Here is a 14,746-nt window from a genome sequence, read left to right on the forward strand (position 1 = left end):
ACGTTTAATTTTTTTACTAAGAATATAGATACAGGAGAGCACATATGGCTCGCGTAAAACGTGGTGTAATTGCACGTGCACGTCACAAGAAAATTTTGAAACAAGCTAAAGGCTACTACGGTGCGCGTTCACGCGTTTACCGCGTTGCCTTCCAGGCTGTTATCAAAGCAGGTCAGTACGCTTACCGTGACCGTCGTCAGCGTAAGCGTCAGTTCCGTCAACTGTGGATTGCGCGTATCAACGCAGCAGCACGTCAGAACGGTATTTCTTACAGCAAATTCATCAACGGCCTGAAAAAAGCTTCTGTTGAAATCGACCGTAAGATCCTGGCTGACATCGCAGTATTCGACAAAGTAGCGTTCACCGCTCTGGTCGAAAAAGCGAAAGCAGCACTGGCATAAGCCAGTTGAAAGAGGGGGCTTTGCTCCCTCTTTTCATTTAACACCATCAGAAGATTGACATTTATCCGTCCAGGCTTTTCAATAAGGTCTTAACGGTTTTTACCAGACAAGGTAACGCAAGCATGAATGCTGCTATTTTCCGCTTCTTCTTTTACTTTAGCACCTGATTTCAGGAGGCTAGCGCGTGAAAGATGAAACGAAAAACAGCGCCAGATAAGCCTCCCGATGGAGGCTTTTTTTGTGCCTGAATTTGAGAGAATAACTCCACCAAATCGGTGTCTGCACCGACATAATGAGGAAAATCATGTCACATCTCGCAGAGCTGGTTGCCAGTGCAACAGCCGCCATTAATCAGGCCTCAGATGTTGCCGCGTTAGACAATGTCCGCGTCGAATATCTTGGGAAGAAAGGGCACCTGACCCTTCAGATGACAACCCTGCGTGAGCTGCCGGCAGAAGAACGCCCGGCAGCGGGTGCGGTGATTAACGAAGCCAAAGAGCAGGTACAGCAGGCGCTGAACGCGCGCAAAGCCGAGCTGGAAAGCGCGGTGCTGAATGCGCGTCTGGCCGCAGAGACGATCGACGTTTCTCTGCCGGGTCGCCGTATCGAAAACGGTGGTCTGCATCCGGTTACCCGCACCATCGATCGCATTGAAAGTTTCTTCGGTGAGCTCGGCTTTACCGTGGCGACTGGCCCGGAAATCGAAGATGATTACCATAACTTCGACGCCCTGAACATTCCTGGCCATCATCCGGCACGCGCTGACCACGACACTTTCTGGTTCGACGCTACGCGTCTGCTGCGTACTCAGACCTCCGGCGTTCAGATCCGTACCATGAAGGAGCTGGAGCCGCCAATCCGTATTATCGCGCCGGGCCGCGTCTATCGTAACGACTACGATCAGACCCACACCCCAATGTTCCACCAGATGGAAGGTCTGATTGTTGATAAAAACATCAGCTTCACCAACCTGAAGGGCACGCTGCACGATTTCCTGAACAACTTCTTTGAGGAAGATCTGCAGGTTCGTTTCCGCCCGTCCTACTTCCCGTTTACCGAACCGTCTGCGGAAGTTGACGTGATGGGTAAAAACGGCAAATGGCTGGAAGTGCTGGGCTGCGGCATGGTGCATCCAAACGTGCTGCGCAACGTGGGTATCGATCCGGAAGTTTACTCCGGCTTTGCCTTCGGCATGGGCATGGAGCGCCTGACTATGCTGCGCTACGGCGTGACCGACTTACGTGCATTCTTCGAAAACGATCTGCGTTTCCTCAAACAGTTTAAATAAGGGCAGGACAGAACAATGAAATTCAGTGAACTGTGGTTACGCGAGTGGGTGAACACCACGCTGGACAGCGACGCGCTTTCTAACCAGATCACCATGGCGGGTCTGGAAGTGGACGGTGTTGAGCCGGTTTCCGGAGCCTTCAACGGCGTGGTCGTCGGCGAAGTGGTAGAGTGCGGCCAGCACCCTAACGCTGACAAACTGCGCGTAACAAAAGTAAACGTGGGCGGTGACCGTCTGCTGGATATCGTCTGCGGTGCGCCAAACTGCCGTCAGGGCCTGAAGGTGGCCGTGGCGACCGTCGGCGCAGTGCTGCCGGGCGATTTCAAAATTAAAGCGGCTAAGCTGCGCGGCGAGCCGTCTGAAGGCATGCTGTGCTCCTTCTCCGAGCTGGGTATTTCCGACGATCATAACGGCATCATTGAGCTGCCGCTGGATGCGCCAATCGGCACCGATATCCGTGAATACCTGAAGCTTGATGACAACACCATTGAAATCAGCGTCACGCCAAACCGTGCCGACTGCTTAGGTATCATCGGCGTGGCGCGCGACGTGGCCGTGCTGAACCAGACCGAACTGAACGCGCCGGAAATCGCGCCGGTTGAAGCGACCATCAGTGACGTGCTGCCTATTCAGGTTGACGCTGCGGATGCTTGCCCGCGCTACCTCGGTCGCGTGGTGAAAGGCATCAACGTGAAAGCGCCAACTCCGCTGTGGATGAAAGAGAAGCTGCGCCGCTGCGGTATTCGCTCTATCGACGCAGTGGTCGACGTGACCAACTACGTTCTGCTGGAGCTGGGCCAGCCAATGCACGCGTTCGATAAAGACCGTATCGACGGCGGCATCGTTGTGCGCATGGCGAAAGAGGGCGAAACCCTGGTTCTGCTGGACGGCAGCGAAGCCAAACTGAACGCCGACACCCTGGTGATTGCGGACCACAGCAAAGCGCTGGCAATGGGCGGTATCTTCGGTGGCGAGCACTCAGGCGTCAACGACGAGACGCAAAACGTCCTGCTGGAATGCGCGTTCTTCAGCCCGCTCTCCATCACCGGTCGCGCACGCCGTCACGGCCTGCATACCGATGCCTCTCACCGCTACGAGCGCGGCGTTGACCCTGCTCTGCAGTATAAAGCGATGGAACGTGCGACCCGCCTGCTGATCGACATCTGCGGCGGTGAAGCGGGCCCGGTTATCGACGTCACCAACGAAGCAACGCTGCCGAAGCGTGCGACCATCACCCTGCGCCGCAGCAAGCTGGATCGCCTGATTGGCCACCACGTTGCCGATGCGCAGGTAACCGACATCCTGAAACGTCTGGGCTGTGAAGTAACCGAAGGGCAGGACGAGTGGAAAGCCGTTGCGCCATCATGGCGTTTCGACATGGAAATTGAAGAAGATCTGGTGGAAGAAGTGGCCCGCGTTTACGGCTACAACAACATCCCTGACGAGCCTGTCCAGGCGGGTCTGGTAATGGGCACCCACCGTGAAGCCGACCTGTCTCTGAAGCGTGTGAAAACCATGCTGAACGACAAAGGCTACCAGGAAGTGATCACCTACAGCTTCGTTGATCCAAAGCTGCAGCAGCTGATCCACCCGGGTCAGGAGGCGCTGATCCTGCCAAGCCCAATCTCCAGCGAAATGTCCGCGATGCGTCTGTCTCTGTGGACGGGCCTGCTGGGCACTGTCGTTTATAACCAGAATCGCCAGCAAAACCGCGTGCGAATTTTCGAAAGCGGTTTGCGCTTTGTACCGGATAATCAGGCAAATTTAGGCATCCGTCAGGATCTCATGCTGGCTGGCGCCATCAGCGGCAACCGCTATGAAGAGCACTGGGACCTGGCAAAAGGCACGGTTGATTTCTACGATATGAAGGGCGATCTGGAAGCGATTCTGGATCTGACCGGTAAATTATCTGAAATTGAATTCCGCGCAGAAGCTATCCCGGCCCTGCATCCTGGCCAGAGCGCAGCTATCTATTTAGACGGCAAACGCGTTGGTTTTATTGGGGTTGTTCACCCTGAGCTGGAGCGTAAGCTGGACCTGAACGGCCGTACCATCGTGTTCGAGCTGGAATGGAACCCGGTGGCTGACCGCGTTATTCCTCAGGCTCAGGACGTCTCCCGCTTCCCGGCAAACCGCCGTGATATCGCGGTTGTGGTCGCGGAAAATGTGCCTGCAGCAGATATTTTGGCCGAATGTAAGAAAGTTGGCGTAAATCAGGTAGTTGGCGTAAACTTATTTGACGTGTACCGCGGCAAGGGCGTAGCAGAAGGTTTCAAGAGCCTTGCTATTAGCCTTATCCTTCAGGATACCAGCCGTACACTCGAAGAAGAGGAGATTGCCGCTACCGTCGCCAAATGTGTAGAGGCATTAAAAGAGCGATTCCAGGCATCATTGAGGGATTGAACCTATGGCGCTTACAAAAGCTGAAATGTCAGAATATCTGTTTGATAAGCTTGGGCTTAGCAAACGGGATGCCAAAGAGCTGGTAGAGCTGTTTTTCGAAGAGATCCGTCGTGCTCTGGAAAATGGTGAGCAGGTAAAACTCTCCGGTTTTGGCAATTTTGATTTGCGAGACAAAAACCAACGTCCGGGCCGCAACCCGAAGACGGGGGAAGATATTCCCATTACAGCCCGCCGCGTGGTGACCTTCAGACCCGGCCAGAAGTTAAAAAGCCGTGTCGAAAACGCAACGCCCAAAGCAGAGTAATATGAACTAACTAAAAAGGCCGCCCACGCGGCCTTTTTTCTTTGCGCTCTCCGGCAAACCCGCCGTAAAATCAATTACATCTCACGCTACTAAAACCGTACACATGCTTGATTATGCCCATCGCCAGCACTGTTCCGATAAGCGTCGCCTGTTTTTGCTGGTGCTGTTGCTCATTGTCGCCGCAGGCGTAAGCCTCTGCGCGGGCGACAGATGGATCGGGCCTGAAAGCTGGTGGGGGCCGGACGGGCAGCTCTTCGTCTGGCAAATTCGCATGCCGCGCACCGTCGCGGTGGTTTTGGTCGGCGCCGCGCTGGCGCTGTGCGGTACCATAATGCAGGCGTTGTTTGATAACCCTCTGGCGGAGCCCGGGCTGCTCGGCGTGTCAAACGGCGCAGGCGTAGGCCTGATTGCGGCGGTAATGCTCGGCGGAGGTGAACTCTCCGGATGGAGTATTAGCCTGAGCGCTATCCTCGGCGCGCTGCTGATCACCGCGATCCTTCTTCGTTTCGCCAGACGGCACTTATCGACCAGCCGTCTGCTGCTTGCCGGCGTGGCGCTGGGGATTATCTGCAGCGCGCTGATGACCTGGGCGGTCTACTTCTCAACATCCTTTGACCTGCGTCAGCTGATGTACTGGATGATGGGCGGTTTTGGAGGCGTTGACTGGCACCAGGGCTGGCTGATGGTGCTGCTGGTACCGGTTATCGTGTGGGCTACCCTGCAGGCGCAGCCGCTGAATATGCTCGCGCTGGGTGAAACCTCTGCCCGCCAGCTCGGCATGCCGATTGGGTTCTGGCGTAATGTGCTGGTAATAGCCATTGGCTGGCTGGTCGGCGTCAGCGTGGCTCTGGCGGGCGCGATCGGCTTCATCGGGCTGGTTATTCCGCACATGCTGCGCCTGTGTGGCCTCACGGACCATCGGACCCTGCTTCCGGCCTCGGCGGTTGCCGGGGCCGTCACGCTGCTGGTGGCCGATATCATCGCCCGGCTTGCCCTGACGGCCGCAGAGCTGCCGATTGGCGTGGTGACCGCTACGCTGGGCGCGCCGGTGTTTATCTGGCTACTATTAAAAGCTGGACGTTAAATCAACAAGCCGTAAGACAACCTGAGGGAATGCTATGCAGTCAGATATCCTGAATACTGAAGTGACCACCATTGATGGCGATAACACCACGCTGGAAGGCTACAAAGGCAACGTGCTGCTTATCGTCAACGTGGCATCGAAATGTGGCCTGACGCCGCAGTACGAGCAGCTGGAAAACATTCAGAAGGCCTGGGAGAAAGACGGTTTCACCGTGCTGGGCTTCCCGTGCAATCAGTTCCTGGGGCAGGAGCCGGGCAGCGAAGAGGAGATTAAAACCTTCTGCAGCACTACCTATGGCGTGACGTTCCCGATGTTCAGCAAAATCGATGTCAACGGCGAAGACCGCCATCCGCTGTATGCGAAGCTGATCGCTGCCGCGCCGAAGGCCGTTGCGCCGGAAGGAAGCGGTTTTTATGAACGCATGGCCAGCAAAGGCCGCGCGCCGCTTTACCCGGACGATATCCTGTGGAATTTTGAAAAATTCCTGATTGGCCGCGACGGCCAGGTCGTTCAGCGTTTTTCGCCGGATATGACCCCTGAGGATCCGATCGTTATGGAATCGATCAAGCTGGCGCTGGCGAAATAATGTCGTTGCTGATGCAACTCACGGACGTTGCCGAGAGGGGACGTCTGGAGCCGATAACCGGTACCATCAATGCGGGAGAAATTCTGCATCTTGTCGGGCCAAACGGAGCAGGGAAGAGCACGCTGCTGGCACGGATGGCAGGCATGACCGACGGAGAAGGGCAGATAACGCTGCTGGAGCATACGCTCGCCGACTGGTCACCGGTCTCGCTGGCGCATCGGCGCAGTTACCTCGTGCAGCAGCAGGTGCCGCCCTTTGCGATGCCGGTCTGGCACTATCTGATGCTGCATTTGCACGACAAACAACAGACGGCACTGCTGACGGACGTTGCCGCGGCCCTGGGGCTGGAAGATAAACTGTCCCGGCATGCCAGCCAGCTTTCCGGCGGAGAGTGGCAGCGGGTACGTCTGGCGGCGGTCATTCTTCAGATCCACCCGGCAGGTAATCCTCACGGGCGAATGCTGCTTCTCGATGAACCCATGAGCGGTCTGGACGTGGCGCAGCAGGCGGCACTGGATACGCTGTTAAGCACCCTGAGACGAAAAGGTATCGCCGTGGTGATGAGCAGTCATGACCTCAACCACACCCTGCGTCATGCCCACCGGGTGTGGCTGCTGTCGCAGGGAAAGATGATCGCCAGCGGCGCGCGGGATCGGGTGCTTACGCCGCCCCATCTTGCCCGCGCGTACAACATGTCGTTCCGCAGGCTGGATATTGAGGGACATAAGATGCTGATTTCTACCGGGCAGAAGTAACCGTTTCTTGCCTCTTAGCACAATTGCACGCTAAATTACGAAAAGAACAAAAAAAGCAGAGGATTCGTCTGAAAATGCGATTCTGGTTTCTCCTGATGGCCACACTTTTTCTTGCGGGATGCAGTAGCCATCGTGCGCCGCCGCCTAACCCACGGCTTTCAGATTCGATCACCGTCATTGCCAGCCTTAACGATCAGCTGAGCAACTGGCGCGGTACGCCTTATCGCTACGGCGGCATGAGCCGCGGCGGCGTGGATTGCTCCGGCTTCGTTCTGATGACGTTCCGCGACAAGTTTGATTTACAGCTTCCGCGCGAAACGCGCAAGCAGGCCGAAATTGGCACTGAAATTGATAAAGACGATCTTCTGCCCGGGGACCTGGTTTTCTTCAAAACCGGATCGGGTGAAAGCGGTCTTCATGTGGGGATATATGATACAGACAATCAGTTCATTCACGCCTCGACAAGCCGCGGCGTGATGCGCTCTTCTCTAGATAATGTTTACTGGCGTAAAAATTTCTGGCAGGCTCGACGTATATAGTCTTTGTCAGACACTTCTCTTATGACGGCATGGTATCTAATAAATCATGCCGTTTTTTCTCAAATAAGATGCTTAAAGTTAAATTTATCTAAAATTAGCAAATCCTGCATGTGTCTGTTTTATCTAAAACTGGCTATTATTCGGCAACCAGGATAAAATTATTTTAGATTCAGGGATAAATCTGAAAATAAATACGGAACTAATGAAATTAATCTTATTAAAATCAAGACAGTGGAATTGTGTCGGCAATTGCTCCAGGATGTCCTCTCTCATCTTTAATGTGGAGCGAGTGCAATGATTATTACGCTAGATAATGCTTACCAGTCTGAACTGCTGCTTCTGCCCGCTCGTAATAGCGCAGGGGAGCTTAAAGGTTTAGAGGTTCTGGTTAACTTTACTGGCGTCGGCAGCGATGTGCGGATCCCCACTGAGCTTGTTATCCCTCGGCTTTCAGCAGCTGAAGAGTTAGTGCTGTTTAACGAAAAATTGCAATTGCTTGATACCTGTAAACTGTTTTTTATTCAGCATCAGTTAATTGCATGGATCAATATTACACCTGCAATAGTTGAATTTTTATTAAGTAATGGAAACGCTGTTTCAATTCTTGAGCGTTATCCGTTTCTTGAGTTTACTGTTAATGAGAATTATCCAGGTTTAAATAACGGCAAGGACGATCTGCAGCTGGCGAGAATGGCAATCCATTTCCCGTTGGTGCTGGCAAACTTTGGCGCAGGCGCCGCCTCGCTCAAAGCGGTCTATGATGGATTATTTAAACGGGTTATCCTCGATAAAGGATTCATTCAGCAGCGCGCACCGGAGCTCTCTTTTGAGCCTTTTATGCGCGCCATCCTCTGGCAAATCACACCGCACTGCCAGTCAGTGATCGTCTCGGGCATTGACGACCACGGCCTGTTGCAACGCGTTTTATCCTTCAATTTTGGCGCCATGCAGGGCGCACTCTGGCCAGCCGTCTCTGCGGAGCACGTTACATCGCTGGTTCAGCAGCGATAACCCTTGCTTTCGCCCGTGTTTAAGTCCGGGTAAACCCTCTACACTAAAAGCAGGAGGACTTATGACCCTGTCTTTTACTGCTCACTGGCATGACGAGTTGCCTGGCTTTTACACCGCACTCAAACCAACACCGTTACAAAATTCACGCCTTATCTGGCATAACGATTTGCTGGCAGAAGAGCTGGCCATTCCGCCTGAGCTGTTTCAGCCTTCAAAAGGCGCAGGCGTCTGGGGCGGTGAAACGCTTCTCGCCGGTATGCAGCCTCTGGCCCAGGTTTATAGCGGACATCAGTTTGGCGTCTGGGCGGGACAGCTGGGCGACGGCAGGGGGATCCTGCTCGGCGAACAACGGCTTCCTAACGGGGGAACGGTTGACTGGCACCTGAAAGGCGCGGGCCTTACTCCCTGGTCGCGAATGGGCGACGGACGCGCGGTACTGCGTTCAACGATTCGCGAGTGCCTGGCGTCCGAAGCGATGCATGCCCTGGGGATTCCCACTACGCGCGCGCTGTCGATTGTCACCAGCGATACGCCGGTAGCGCGCGAAACGGTGGAAAAAGGGGCGATGCTGATGCGTATTGCGCAAAGCCATTTGCGCTTTGGTCATTTTGAGCACTTTTACTATCGCCGCGAGCCGGAAAAGGTGCGCCAGCTGGCTGACTTTGCCATTCGTCACCACTGGGCGCATTTGCAGGACGAGGCGGATAAATACGTTCTCTGGTTCAGGGATGTGGTTGCTCGTACCGCGAGCCTGATTGCCCGCTGGCAAACGGTGGGCTTTGCGCATGGCGTCATGAATACGGACAACATGTCGATCCTCGGGCTGACCTTTGATTACGGTCCGTTTGGTTTCCTGGACGATTATCAGCCTGGCTATATCTGCAACCACTCCGACTATCAGGGACGCTACAGCTTTGACAATCAGCCCGCGGTTGGCCTGTGGAACCTGCAGCGGCTTGCGCAAACCCTGTCGCCGTTCATCGACGTAGATGCCCTTAATGATGCGCTCGACAGCTATCAGGACATATTGCAGCGAGAATACGGCACGCTGATGCGCAACAAGCTGGGGCTGGTGACGCAGGAGAGGGGCGATAACGACATCCTCAACGGTCTGTTTGCCCTCATGGCGCGTGAGGGCAGCGATTATACCCGCACCTTCCGGATGCTAGGACAGACGGAGCAGCACAGCGCCGCCTCGCCGCTGCGCGATGAGTTTATTGACAGACAGGCGTTTGACGACTGGTTTGCATCGTACCGCGCGCGGCTGCGGCAGGAACAGGTGGATGACGCCACTCGCCAGACGCAGATGAACGCGACGAATCCAGCGATGGTGTTGCGCAACTGGCTGGCGCAGCGGGCGATTGAACAGGCAGAGCAGGGTGAATACGACGAGCTACACCGCCTGCATGTGGCGCTGCGCACGCCGTTTGCCGACCGGGATGATGACTACGTCAGCCGCCCGCCTGACTGGGGCAAGCGGCTGGAGGTCAGCTGCTCAAGTTAGAGATTTTGCCGGGTGGCGGCGTCGCCTTACCCGGCAAAAATTACTGCGCAACCCAGCCGCCATCCATATTCCACGCGGCGCCGCGAACGTTCACGGCGCCCTCGCTGCACAAAAACAGCGCCAGTTCACCCAGCTGCTCCGGGGTGACAAACTCGCCCGAAGGCTGTTTCTCTGCCAGAAGCCTATCGCGAGCCTGCTCCGGCGGGACGCCCTCAGCGATACGCTGGTCGATTTGCTGTTGCACCAGCGGCGTCAGCACCCAGCCGGGGCAGATGGTGTTGGCGGTAATACCGGTGCGGGCGGTTTCCAGCGCCAGCGATTTCGTAAAGCCCACTACGCCATGCTTGGCGGCCACGTAGGCTGACTTCTCTTTTGACGCGACCAGCCCGTGAACGGAGGCGATATTGATGATGCGCCCCCAGTTTTTCTCGCGCATGGCGGGCAGCGCCAGCCGGCTGGTGTGAAACACCGACGAGAGATTAATGGCGATAATGTCGTTCCATTTCTCCACCGGAAACGCATCAACCGGGGCGACATGCTGTATCCCGGCGTTGTTGACAAGAATGTCCACGCCGCCAAACTGCGATTCGGCGTAGCGCATCATGGCTTCAATTTGCAGCACGTCACGCAGGTCCGCATCGTGATAGCCCGGCTTTTTGCCCAGCTGCGCAATCTCTTCTCTTGCTGATTCGCTGTCGCCGAAACCGTTGAGGATCAGCTGCGCCCCGGCCTTCGCCAGCACGCGGGCGATCCCAAGTCCAATGCCGCTGGTCGAGCCCGTCACCAGCGCGGTCTTACCGTTCAGATTCATCTTTCTCTCCTTACACAATGCCGGTCAGATAGAACACGGCAATGACAAAAAGCACTGCCAGACTTTTAATGAGGGTGATAGCGAAAATGCCGCCGTAGGCCTGACGATGGCTCAGGCCGGTAATCGCCAGCAGGGTAATCACCGCGCCGTTATGGGGCAGCGTATCCATCCCGCCGCTCGCCATCGAGGCCACGCGGTGCAGCACCTCAAGAGGGATATTGGCGGCGTGGGCGGCGGCGACAAACGAGTCGGACATGGCGGCGAGGGCAATACTCATCCCGCCGGACGCCGAGCCGGTGATCCCCGCAAGCACCGTCACGCTGATGGCTTCATTCAGCAGCGGATTCGGGATGGCCGCCAGCGCTTTGGATAACACCAGGAACCCGGGCAGGGCGGCGATAACCGCGCCGAAACCGTATTCCGAGGCGGTATTCATCGCCGCCAGAATGGCACCGCTCACCGCGGTCCGGCTGCCTTCAGCCAGACGCCCCCGGATATTGCGAAAGCCAAAAATCAGCACCAGCACGATACCGGAGATCAGCGCCGCCTCGACGGCCCAGATGGCGGTGATCTTGCCCACCTCGGTCACAATAGGTTTCGCCAGGCCTGGCAGAGTCAGCTCGTGGGTCGTGCCGTACCAGCCGGGGATCCAGCGGGTAAACAGCAGGTTCAGTATGCCCACGACAAGCAGCGGGGAGATAGCAATCAGCGGATGCGGGAGGTTAATGTTATCCGGCGTCTCGGGTTCATTTTTCAGATCCGTGCCGTAGCCTTCGTTGTTATTGAACGCCTTACGACGCTGGCGTTCCAGCCAGAGCAGGCCAAAGATGATAATAAACAGAGAGCCGATAAGCCCCAGCCACGGCGCTGCCCAGGCGTTCGTGCCAAAGAAGCTGGTGGGGATGATATTCTGGATCTGCGGCGTGCCGGGCAGGGCGTCCATGGTAAACGAAAACGCCCCCAGCGCCACGGTGGCCGGGATCAGCCGCTTAGGGATGCCGCTCTGGCGGAACAGCTCCGCGGCAAAAGGGTAAACCGCAAACGCCACCACGAACAGCGACACGCCGCCGTAGGTTAACAGCGCGCACACCAGGACGATCACCGGAATAGCGTGGCGACGACCGAGGATCTGAATCGCCGCGGCGACGATGGAGCGTGAGAAACCGGAAAGCTCAATCAGCTTGCCGAAAACGGCCCCCAGCAGGAATACCGGGAAGTAGAGCTTGACGAAGCCGACCATTTTTTCCATAAACAGACCGGTAAACGTCGGGCCGACGGCACCCGGATCGGTCAGCAGCACGGCGCCGAGCGCCGCAATCGGCGCAAACAAAATAACGCTGTATCCGCGATAGGCCGCCAGCATCAGCAGCGCCAGCGCCGCCAGGGCAATTAACACACTCATTACGAATCCTCACTTTAATTATTATTCGGGTATCAACGAGATGCTTAACGCTCGACGGTCAGAGCAATGCCTTGCCCGCCGCCCACGCACAGGGTGACGAGCCCTTTTTTGACTTCACGGCGCTGCATTTCGTACAGCAGCGTCACGAGGATGCGGCAGCCGGAGGCGCCAATCGGATGACCCAGGGCGATAGCGCCGCCGTTAACGTTCACCCTACGCTCATCCCAGCCGAGCTGCTTGCCCACCGCCAGCGCCTGGGCGGCAAAGGCTTCATTGGCTTCAATAAGGTCTACGTCATCGAGCGCCCAGCCCGCCCGCGCCAGCGCCGTCCGGCAGGCGCTGACCGGTCCGATGCCCATCACCGACGGGTCAACGCCCGTCACGGCGTAGCTCACGATGCGACCGAGGATTGGCAAACCGCTCTCCCGCGCCTTTTCGCCGCTCATCAGCAGCACCGCGGCGGCACCGTCGTTGAGTGTTGACGCATTTCCGGCCGTAACCGTGCCTTCCGCCTGCAGAAAGGCGGGGCGCAGCTGCGCCAGCTGCTCAGCGGTGGTGCCAGGCCGGGGCTGTTCGTCACGGCTGACGATAAGCGTCGGTTTTTTGCCCTGTTTTACCGTCACCGGCGCTATCTCGGCGTCAAACCGACCCGCTTCGATGGCAAAGGCCGCTTTGTGCTGCGACCGGGCGGCGAAGGCGTCCTGCTGCTCGCGGGAAATGGCATTCTCCCGGGCGACGTTTTCAGCGGTGATCCCCATGTGGTAATCGTTGAACGCGTCCCACAGGCCGTCAGTAATCATGCTGTCCTGCAGGCCCGTATGGCCAAAACGCAGCCCTGAACGCGCGCCGTCCAGCAGATAGGGGGCGTTGCTCATGCTCTCCTGACCGCCAGCGATAGCCACGTCCGCGTCGCCGCAGCGGATCGCCTGCGCGGCGAGCTGCACCGCTTTTAGGCCCGCGCCGCACACCAGGTTGACCGTTGTCGCCGGCGTGCTGACGGGTAATCCGGCGGTGATGGCCGTCTGGCGCGCCGGGTTTTGCCCGCATCCCGCCGTCAGCACCTGTCCGAAAATCACCTCATCGACCGCTTCAGCAGGAAGACCGCTTTTTTCAAGCAGACGACGTACCGCGACGGCACCCAGATCAGCCGCAGAGAGGGGGGCGAGCGATCCGCGAAAACTGCCAATGGGGGTTCGCGTTGCCCCGACAATCATGACCTTTTTCATCGTGAGTCCTCAGTTGAAGCGCATCTCGCGAACGTCGTCCGCCACAATCATTTTCCCGGCCGTCTTAGCCGCAATTTCGTCGATACTGACGCCGGGGGCGTATTCCCGCAGGATGAACGCGCCGTCCTCGATCTCCAGCAGTGCGAGGTCGGTTAAGACCCGACGGATACAGCCCGCGCCCGTGAGCGGCAGCGTGCAGCGCGGCAGCAGCTTTGACTCACCGCTTTTCGACGCGTGGGTCATCACCACAATGATGTTCTGCGCCCCGGCCACGAGATCCATCGCGCCGCCCATGCCCTTCACCATCTTTCCGGGGATCATCCACGAGGCGATATTGCCCTCGACGTCCACTTCAAACGCGCCCAGCACGGTCAGATCCACATGACCCCCGCGGATCATGGCAAACGACTGGGCCGAGTCGAAAATGGCCGCGCCGGTGCGCGCGGTCACGGTCTGTTTACCGGCGTTGATCATGTCGGCGTCAAGGCTCCGCTCGTCAGGAAAAGCCCCCATCCCCAGCAGCCCGTTTTCGGACTGAAGCATCACGTCCATCCCGTCCGGAATGTAGTTCGCCACCAGAGTAGGGATGCCGATCCCCAGGTTGACGTAATACCCGTCGCGCAGCTCGCGGGCGACGCGCATGGCCATCTGTTCACGGGTTAACATCGTCAGACTCCTTCCGCGCGCAGGGTGCGCTGTTCAATGCGTTTTTCAAACTGGCCGACAATCAGCCTGTCGACGTAAATTCCCGGGGTATGAATGGCTGACGGGGGCAGCTCGCCCGGGGGAACTATCTCTTCCACCTCGACGACCGTTATCCGGCCCGCCGTTGCCATCAGCGGATTGAAATTTTGCGCGGTATGGCGATAGACAACGTTGCCGTACCAGTCCGCTTTCCAGCCCTTAATGAGCGCGAAATCACCGGTAATCGCCTCCTCGAGGATGTAGTGCTTTCCCGCAAACTGGCGCACGTCTTTGCCGACAGCCACTGGCGTGCCGTAGCCGGTGGCCGTGTAAAATGCCGGAATACCCGCGCCGCCCGCGCGCACCTTTTCCGCCAGCGTGCCCTGAGGCGTGAGTTCAATCTCCAGTTCGCCGCTCAGCACCTGCCGCTCGAACAGAGCGTTCTCGCCGACGTAAGAGGCCACCACTTTGCGAACCTGCCGCGTTTCGAGCAGTATCCCGAGACCGAAACCGTCCACGCCGCAGTTGTTTGATACCACCGTCAGATCTTTCACCCGACGGCGTCTGACCTCTGCAATCAGGTTCTCCGGAATCCCGCACAGGCCGAAGCCGCCCGCCAGCAAGGTCATTCCGTCCGTCAGCCCTTCCAGCGCCTGCGCATAGCTGCCGACGCGCTTATCCAGTCCCGCCATCCTCATTCCTCCTCTTAACCGTGGCGGTATCATTAGGGGCGGCGACTCATTTGTTA

Annotated in this window: 16 protein-coding genes and 1 other annotated feature; of the genes, 11 read left to right on the top strand and 5 right to left on the bottom strand. The window is 57.3% G+C overall.

All coding sequences use genetic code 11. The annotated features are described in order from the left end of the window. Nucleotides 1–44 precede the first annotated feature (44 nt). The 11 genes from rplT to selO all read left to right on the top strand — a co-directional run bounded on the left by rplT (nucleotide 45) and on the right by selO (nucleotide 9,875). A complete protein-coding gene (gene rplT, locus ACOTZC_RS02780; RefSeq protein ID WP_000124850.1) occupies nucleotides 45–401 on the top strand; it encodes a 50S ribosomal protein L20 in 357 nt (118 codons plus the stop codon). 117 nt (nucleotides 402–518) lie between these two features. Beyond that, nucleotides 519–643 (top strand) — a sequence feature (Phe leader region). Beyond that, complete coding sequence (gene pheM, locus ACOTZC_RS02785) at nucleotides 524–568, top strand: pheST operon leader peptide PheM (RefSeq protein WP_001386830.1); 45 nt, start codon at nucleotides 524–526, stop codon at nucleotides 566–568. It overlaps the preceding feature by 45 nt. A gap of 62 nt (nucleotides 644–705) precedes the next feature. Next, a complete protein-coding gene (gene pheS / locus ACOTZC_RS02790) occupies nucleotides 706–1,689 on the top strand; it encodes a phenylalanine--tRNA ligase subunit alpha (RefSeq protein WP_252019388.1) in 984 nt (327 codons plus the stop codon). A gap of 15 nt (nucleotides 1,690–1,704) precedes the next feature. Beyond that, nucleotides 1,705–4,092 carry a phenylalanine--tRNA ligase subunit beta gene (pheT, locus tag ACOTZC_RS02795; protein WP_045353729.1) on the top strand — a complete coding sequence of 796 codons (2,388 nt, stop codon included), beginning with the start codon at nucleotides 1,705–1,707 and terminating at the stop codon, nucleotides 4,090–4,092. A gap of 4 nt (nucleotides 4,093–4,096) precedes the next feature. Further along, nucleotides 4,097–4,396, top strand: coding sequence for an integration host factor subunit alpha (gene ihfA, locus ACOTZC_RS02800; protein WP_003857805.1), 300 nt, complete (start codon nucleotides 4,097–4,099; stop codon nucleotides 4,394–4,396). Between the two features lie 103 nt (nucleotides 4,397–4,499). Beyond that, nucleotides 4,500–5,480, top strand: coding sequence for a vitamin B12 ABC transporter permease BtuC (gene btuC / locus ACOTZC_RS02805; protein ID WP_047174058.1), 981 nt, complete (start codon nucleotides 4,500–4,502; stop codon nucleotides 5,478–5,480). 34 nt (nucleotides 5,481–5,514) lie between these two features. Continuing rightward, the gene (locus ACOTZC_RS02810; RefSeq protein ID WP_023311298.1) at nucleotides 5,515–6,066 is read left to right on the top strand and encodes a glutathione peroxidase; all 552 of its coding nucleotides are present in this window, start codon (nucleotides 5,515–5,517) and stop codon (nucleotides 6,064–6,066) included. After that, complete coding sequence (gene btuD / locus ACOTZC_RS02815; RefSeq protein ID WP_163353704.1) at nucleotides 6,066–6,821, top strand: vitamin B12 ABC transporter ATP-binding protein BtuD; 756 nt, start codon at nucleotides 6,066–6,068, stop codon at nucleotides 6,819–6,821. Before ACOTZC_RS02810 ends, btuD begins: the two co-directional genes overlap by 1 nt. A 74-nt stretch (nucleotides 6,822–6,895) precedes the next feature. Continuing rightward, complete coding sequence (locus ACOTZC_RS02820; RefSeq protein ID WP_023335377.1) at nucleotides 6,896–7,360, top strand: C40 family peptidase; 465 nt, start codon at nucleotides 6,896–6,898, stop codon at nucleotides 7,358–7,360. A gap of 294 nt (nucleotides 7,361–7,654) precedes the next feature. Then, on the top strand, nucleotides 7,655–8,371 hold the full coding sequence (locus tag ACOTZC_RS02825) for an EAL domain-containing protein (protein ID WP_032657851.1): 717 nt from the start codon (nucleotides 7,655–7,657) through the stop codon (nucleotides 8,369–8,371). 61 nt (nucleotides 8,372–8,432) lie between these two features. Beyond that, nucleotides 8,433–9,875 carry a protein adenylyltransferase SelO gene (gene selO / locus ACOTZC_RS02830; protein WP_421635577.1) on the top strand — a complete coding sequence of 481 codons (1,443 nt, stop codon included), beginning with the start codon at nucleotides 8,433–8,435 and terminating at the stop codon, nucleotides 9,873–9,875. A 40-nt stretch (nucleotides 9,876–9,915) separates the two neighbouring features. On the opposite strand, the gene ACOTZC_RS02835 is transcribed toward selO, so the two are convergent. The 5 genes from ACOTZC_RS02835 to ACOTZC_RS02855 are packed head-to-tail and all read right to left on the bottom strand — an operon-like array spanning nucleotide 9,916 to nucleotide 14,690. Continuing rightward, entirely contained in the window at nucleotides 9,916–10,686 is a 771-nt protein-coding gene (locus tag ACOTZC_RS02835; RefSeq protein ID WP_039262084.1) for a 3-hydroxybutyrate dehydrogenase, read from the bottom strand. A gap of 10 nt (nucleotides 10,687–10,696) precedes the next feature. Beyond that, nucleotides 10,697–12,088, bottom strand: a complete 1,392-nt coding sequence (locus ACOTZC_RS02840) for a GntP family permease (protein ID WP_023311304.1) — start codon at nucleotides 12,086–12,088, stop codon at nucleotides 10,697–10,699. A gap of 44 nt (nucleotides 12,089–12,132) precedes the next feature. After that, the gene (locus ACOTZC_RS02845) at nucleotides 12,133–13,314 is read right to left on the bottom strand and encodes an acetyl-CoA C-acetyltransferase (RefSeq protein ID WP_163353707.1); all 1,182 of its coding nucleotides are present in this window, start codon (nucleotides 13,312–13,314) and stop codon (nucleotides 12,133–12,135) included. A gap of 9 nt (nucleotides 13,315–13,323) precedes the next feature. Continuing rightward, the gene (locus ACOTZC_RS02850; RefSeq protein ID WP_023311306.1) at nucleotides 13,324–13,980 is read right to left on the bottom strand and encodes a CoA transferase subunit B; all 657 of its coding nucleotides are present in this window, start codon (nucleotides 13,978–13,980) and stop codon (nucleotides 13,324–13,326) included. A gap of 2 nt (nucleotides 13,981–13,982) precedes the next feature. Further along, entirely contained in the window at nucleotides 13,983–14,690 is a 708-nt protein-coding gene (locus ACOTZC_RS02855) for a CoA transferase subunit A (protein WP_045401475.1), read from the bottom strand. Nucleotides 14,691–14,746: the final 56 nt, after the last annotated feature.

Origin of the sequence: Enterobacter cloacae complex sp. SHL009 (genome assembly GCF_049237205.1) — a bacterium.
GTDB lineage: Bacteria > Pseudomonadota > Gammaproteobacteria > Enterobacterales > Enterobacteriaceae > Enterobacter > Enterobacter cloacae_M.

Bases quoted from the DNA above. Each gene is read 5' to 3' on its own strand.
- pheT (WP_045353729.1), top strand. From the start codon at position 1,705: ATGAAATTCAGTGAACTGTGGTTACGCGAGTGGGTGAACACCACGCTG.
- pheS (WP_252019388.1), top strand. From the start codon at position 706: ATGTCACATCTCGCAGAGCTGGTTGCCAGTGCAACAGCCGCCATTAAT.
- ACOTZC_RS02835 (WP_039262084.1), bottom strand. From the start codon at position 10,686: ATGAATCTGAACGGTAAGACCGCGCTGGTGACGGGCTCGACCAGCGGC.
- rplT (WP_000124850.1), top strand. From the start codon at position 45: ATGGCTCGCGTAAAACGTGGTGTAATTGCACGTGCACGTCACAAGAAA.
- ACOTZC_RS02850 (WP_023311306.1), bottom strand. From the start codon at position 13,980: ATGTTAACCCGTGAACAGATGGCCATGCGCGTCGCCCGCGAGCTGCGC.
- ACOTZC_RS02810 (WP_023311298.1), top strand. From the start codon at position 5,515: ATGCAGTCAGATATCCTGAATACTGAAGTGACCACCATTGATGGCGAT.
- ACOTZC_RS02845 (WP_163353707.1), bottom strand. From the start codon at position 13,314: ATGAAAAAGGTCATGATTGTCGGGGCAACGCGAACCCCCATTGGCAGT.
- ihfA (WP_003857805.1), top strand. From the start codon at position 4,097: ATGGCGCTTACAAAAGCTGAAATGTCAGAATATCTGTTTGATAAGCTT.
- selO (WP_421635577.1), top strand. From the start codon at position 8,433: ATGACCCTGTCTTTTACTGCTCACTGGCATGACGAGTTGCCTGGCTTT.
- ACOTZC_RS02855 (WP_045401475.1), bottom strand. From the start codon at position 14,690: ATGGCGGGACTGGATAAGCGCGTCGGCAGCTATGCGCAGGCGCTGGAA.
- ACOTZC_RS02825 (WP_032657851.1), top strand. From the start codon at position 7,655: ATGATTATTACGCTAGATAATGCTTACCAGTCTGAACTGCTGCTTCTG.
- ACOTZC_RS02820 (WP_023335377.1), top strand. From the start codon at position 6,896: ATGCGATTCTGGTTTCTCCTGATGGCCACACTTTTTCTTGCGGGATGC.
- btuD (WP_163353704.1), top strand. From the start codon at position 6,066: ATGTCGTTGCTGATGCAACTCACGGACGTTGCCGAGAGGGGACGTCTG.
- ACOTZC_RS02840 (WP_023311304.1), bottom strand. From the start codon at position 12,088: ATGAGTGTGTTAATTGCCCTGGCGGCGCTGGCGCTGCTGATGCTGGCG.
- btuC (WP_047174058.1), top strand. From the start codon at position 4,500: ATGCTTGATTATGCCCATCGCCAGCACTGTTCCGATAAGCGTCGCCTG.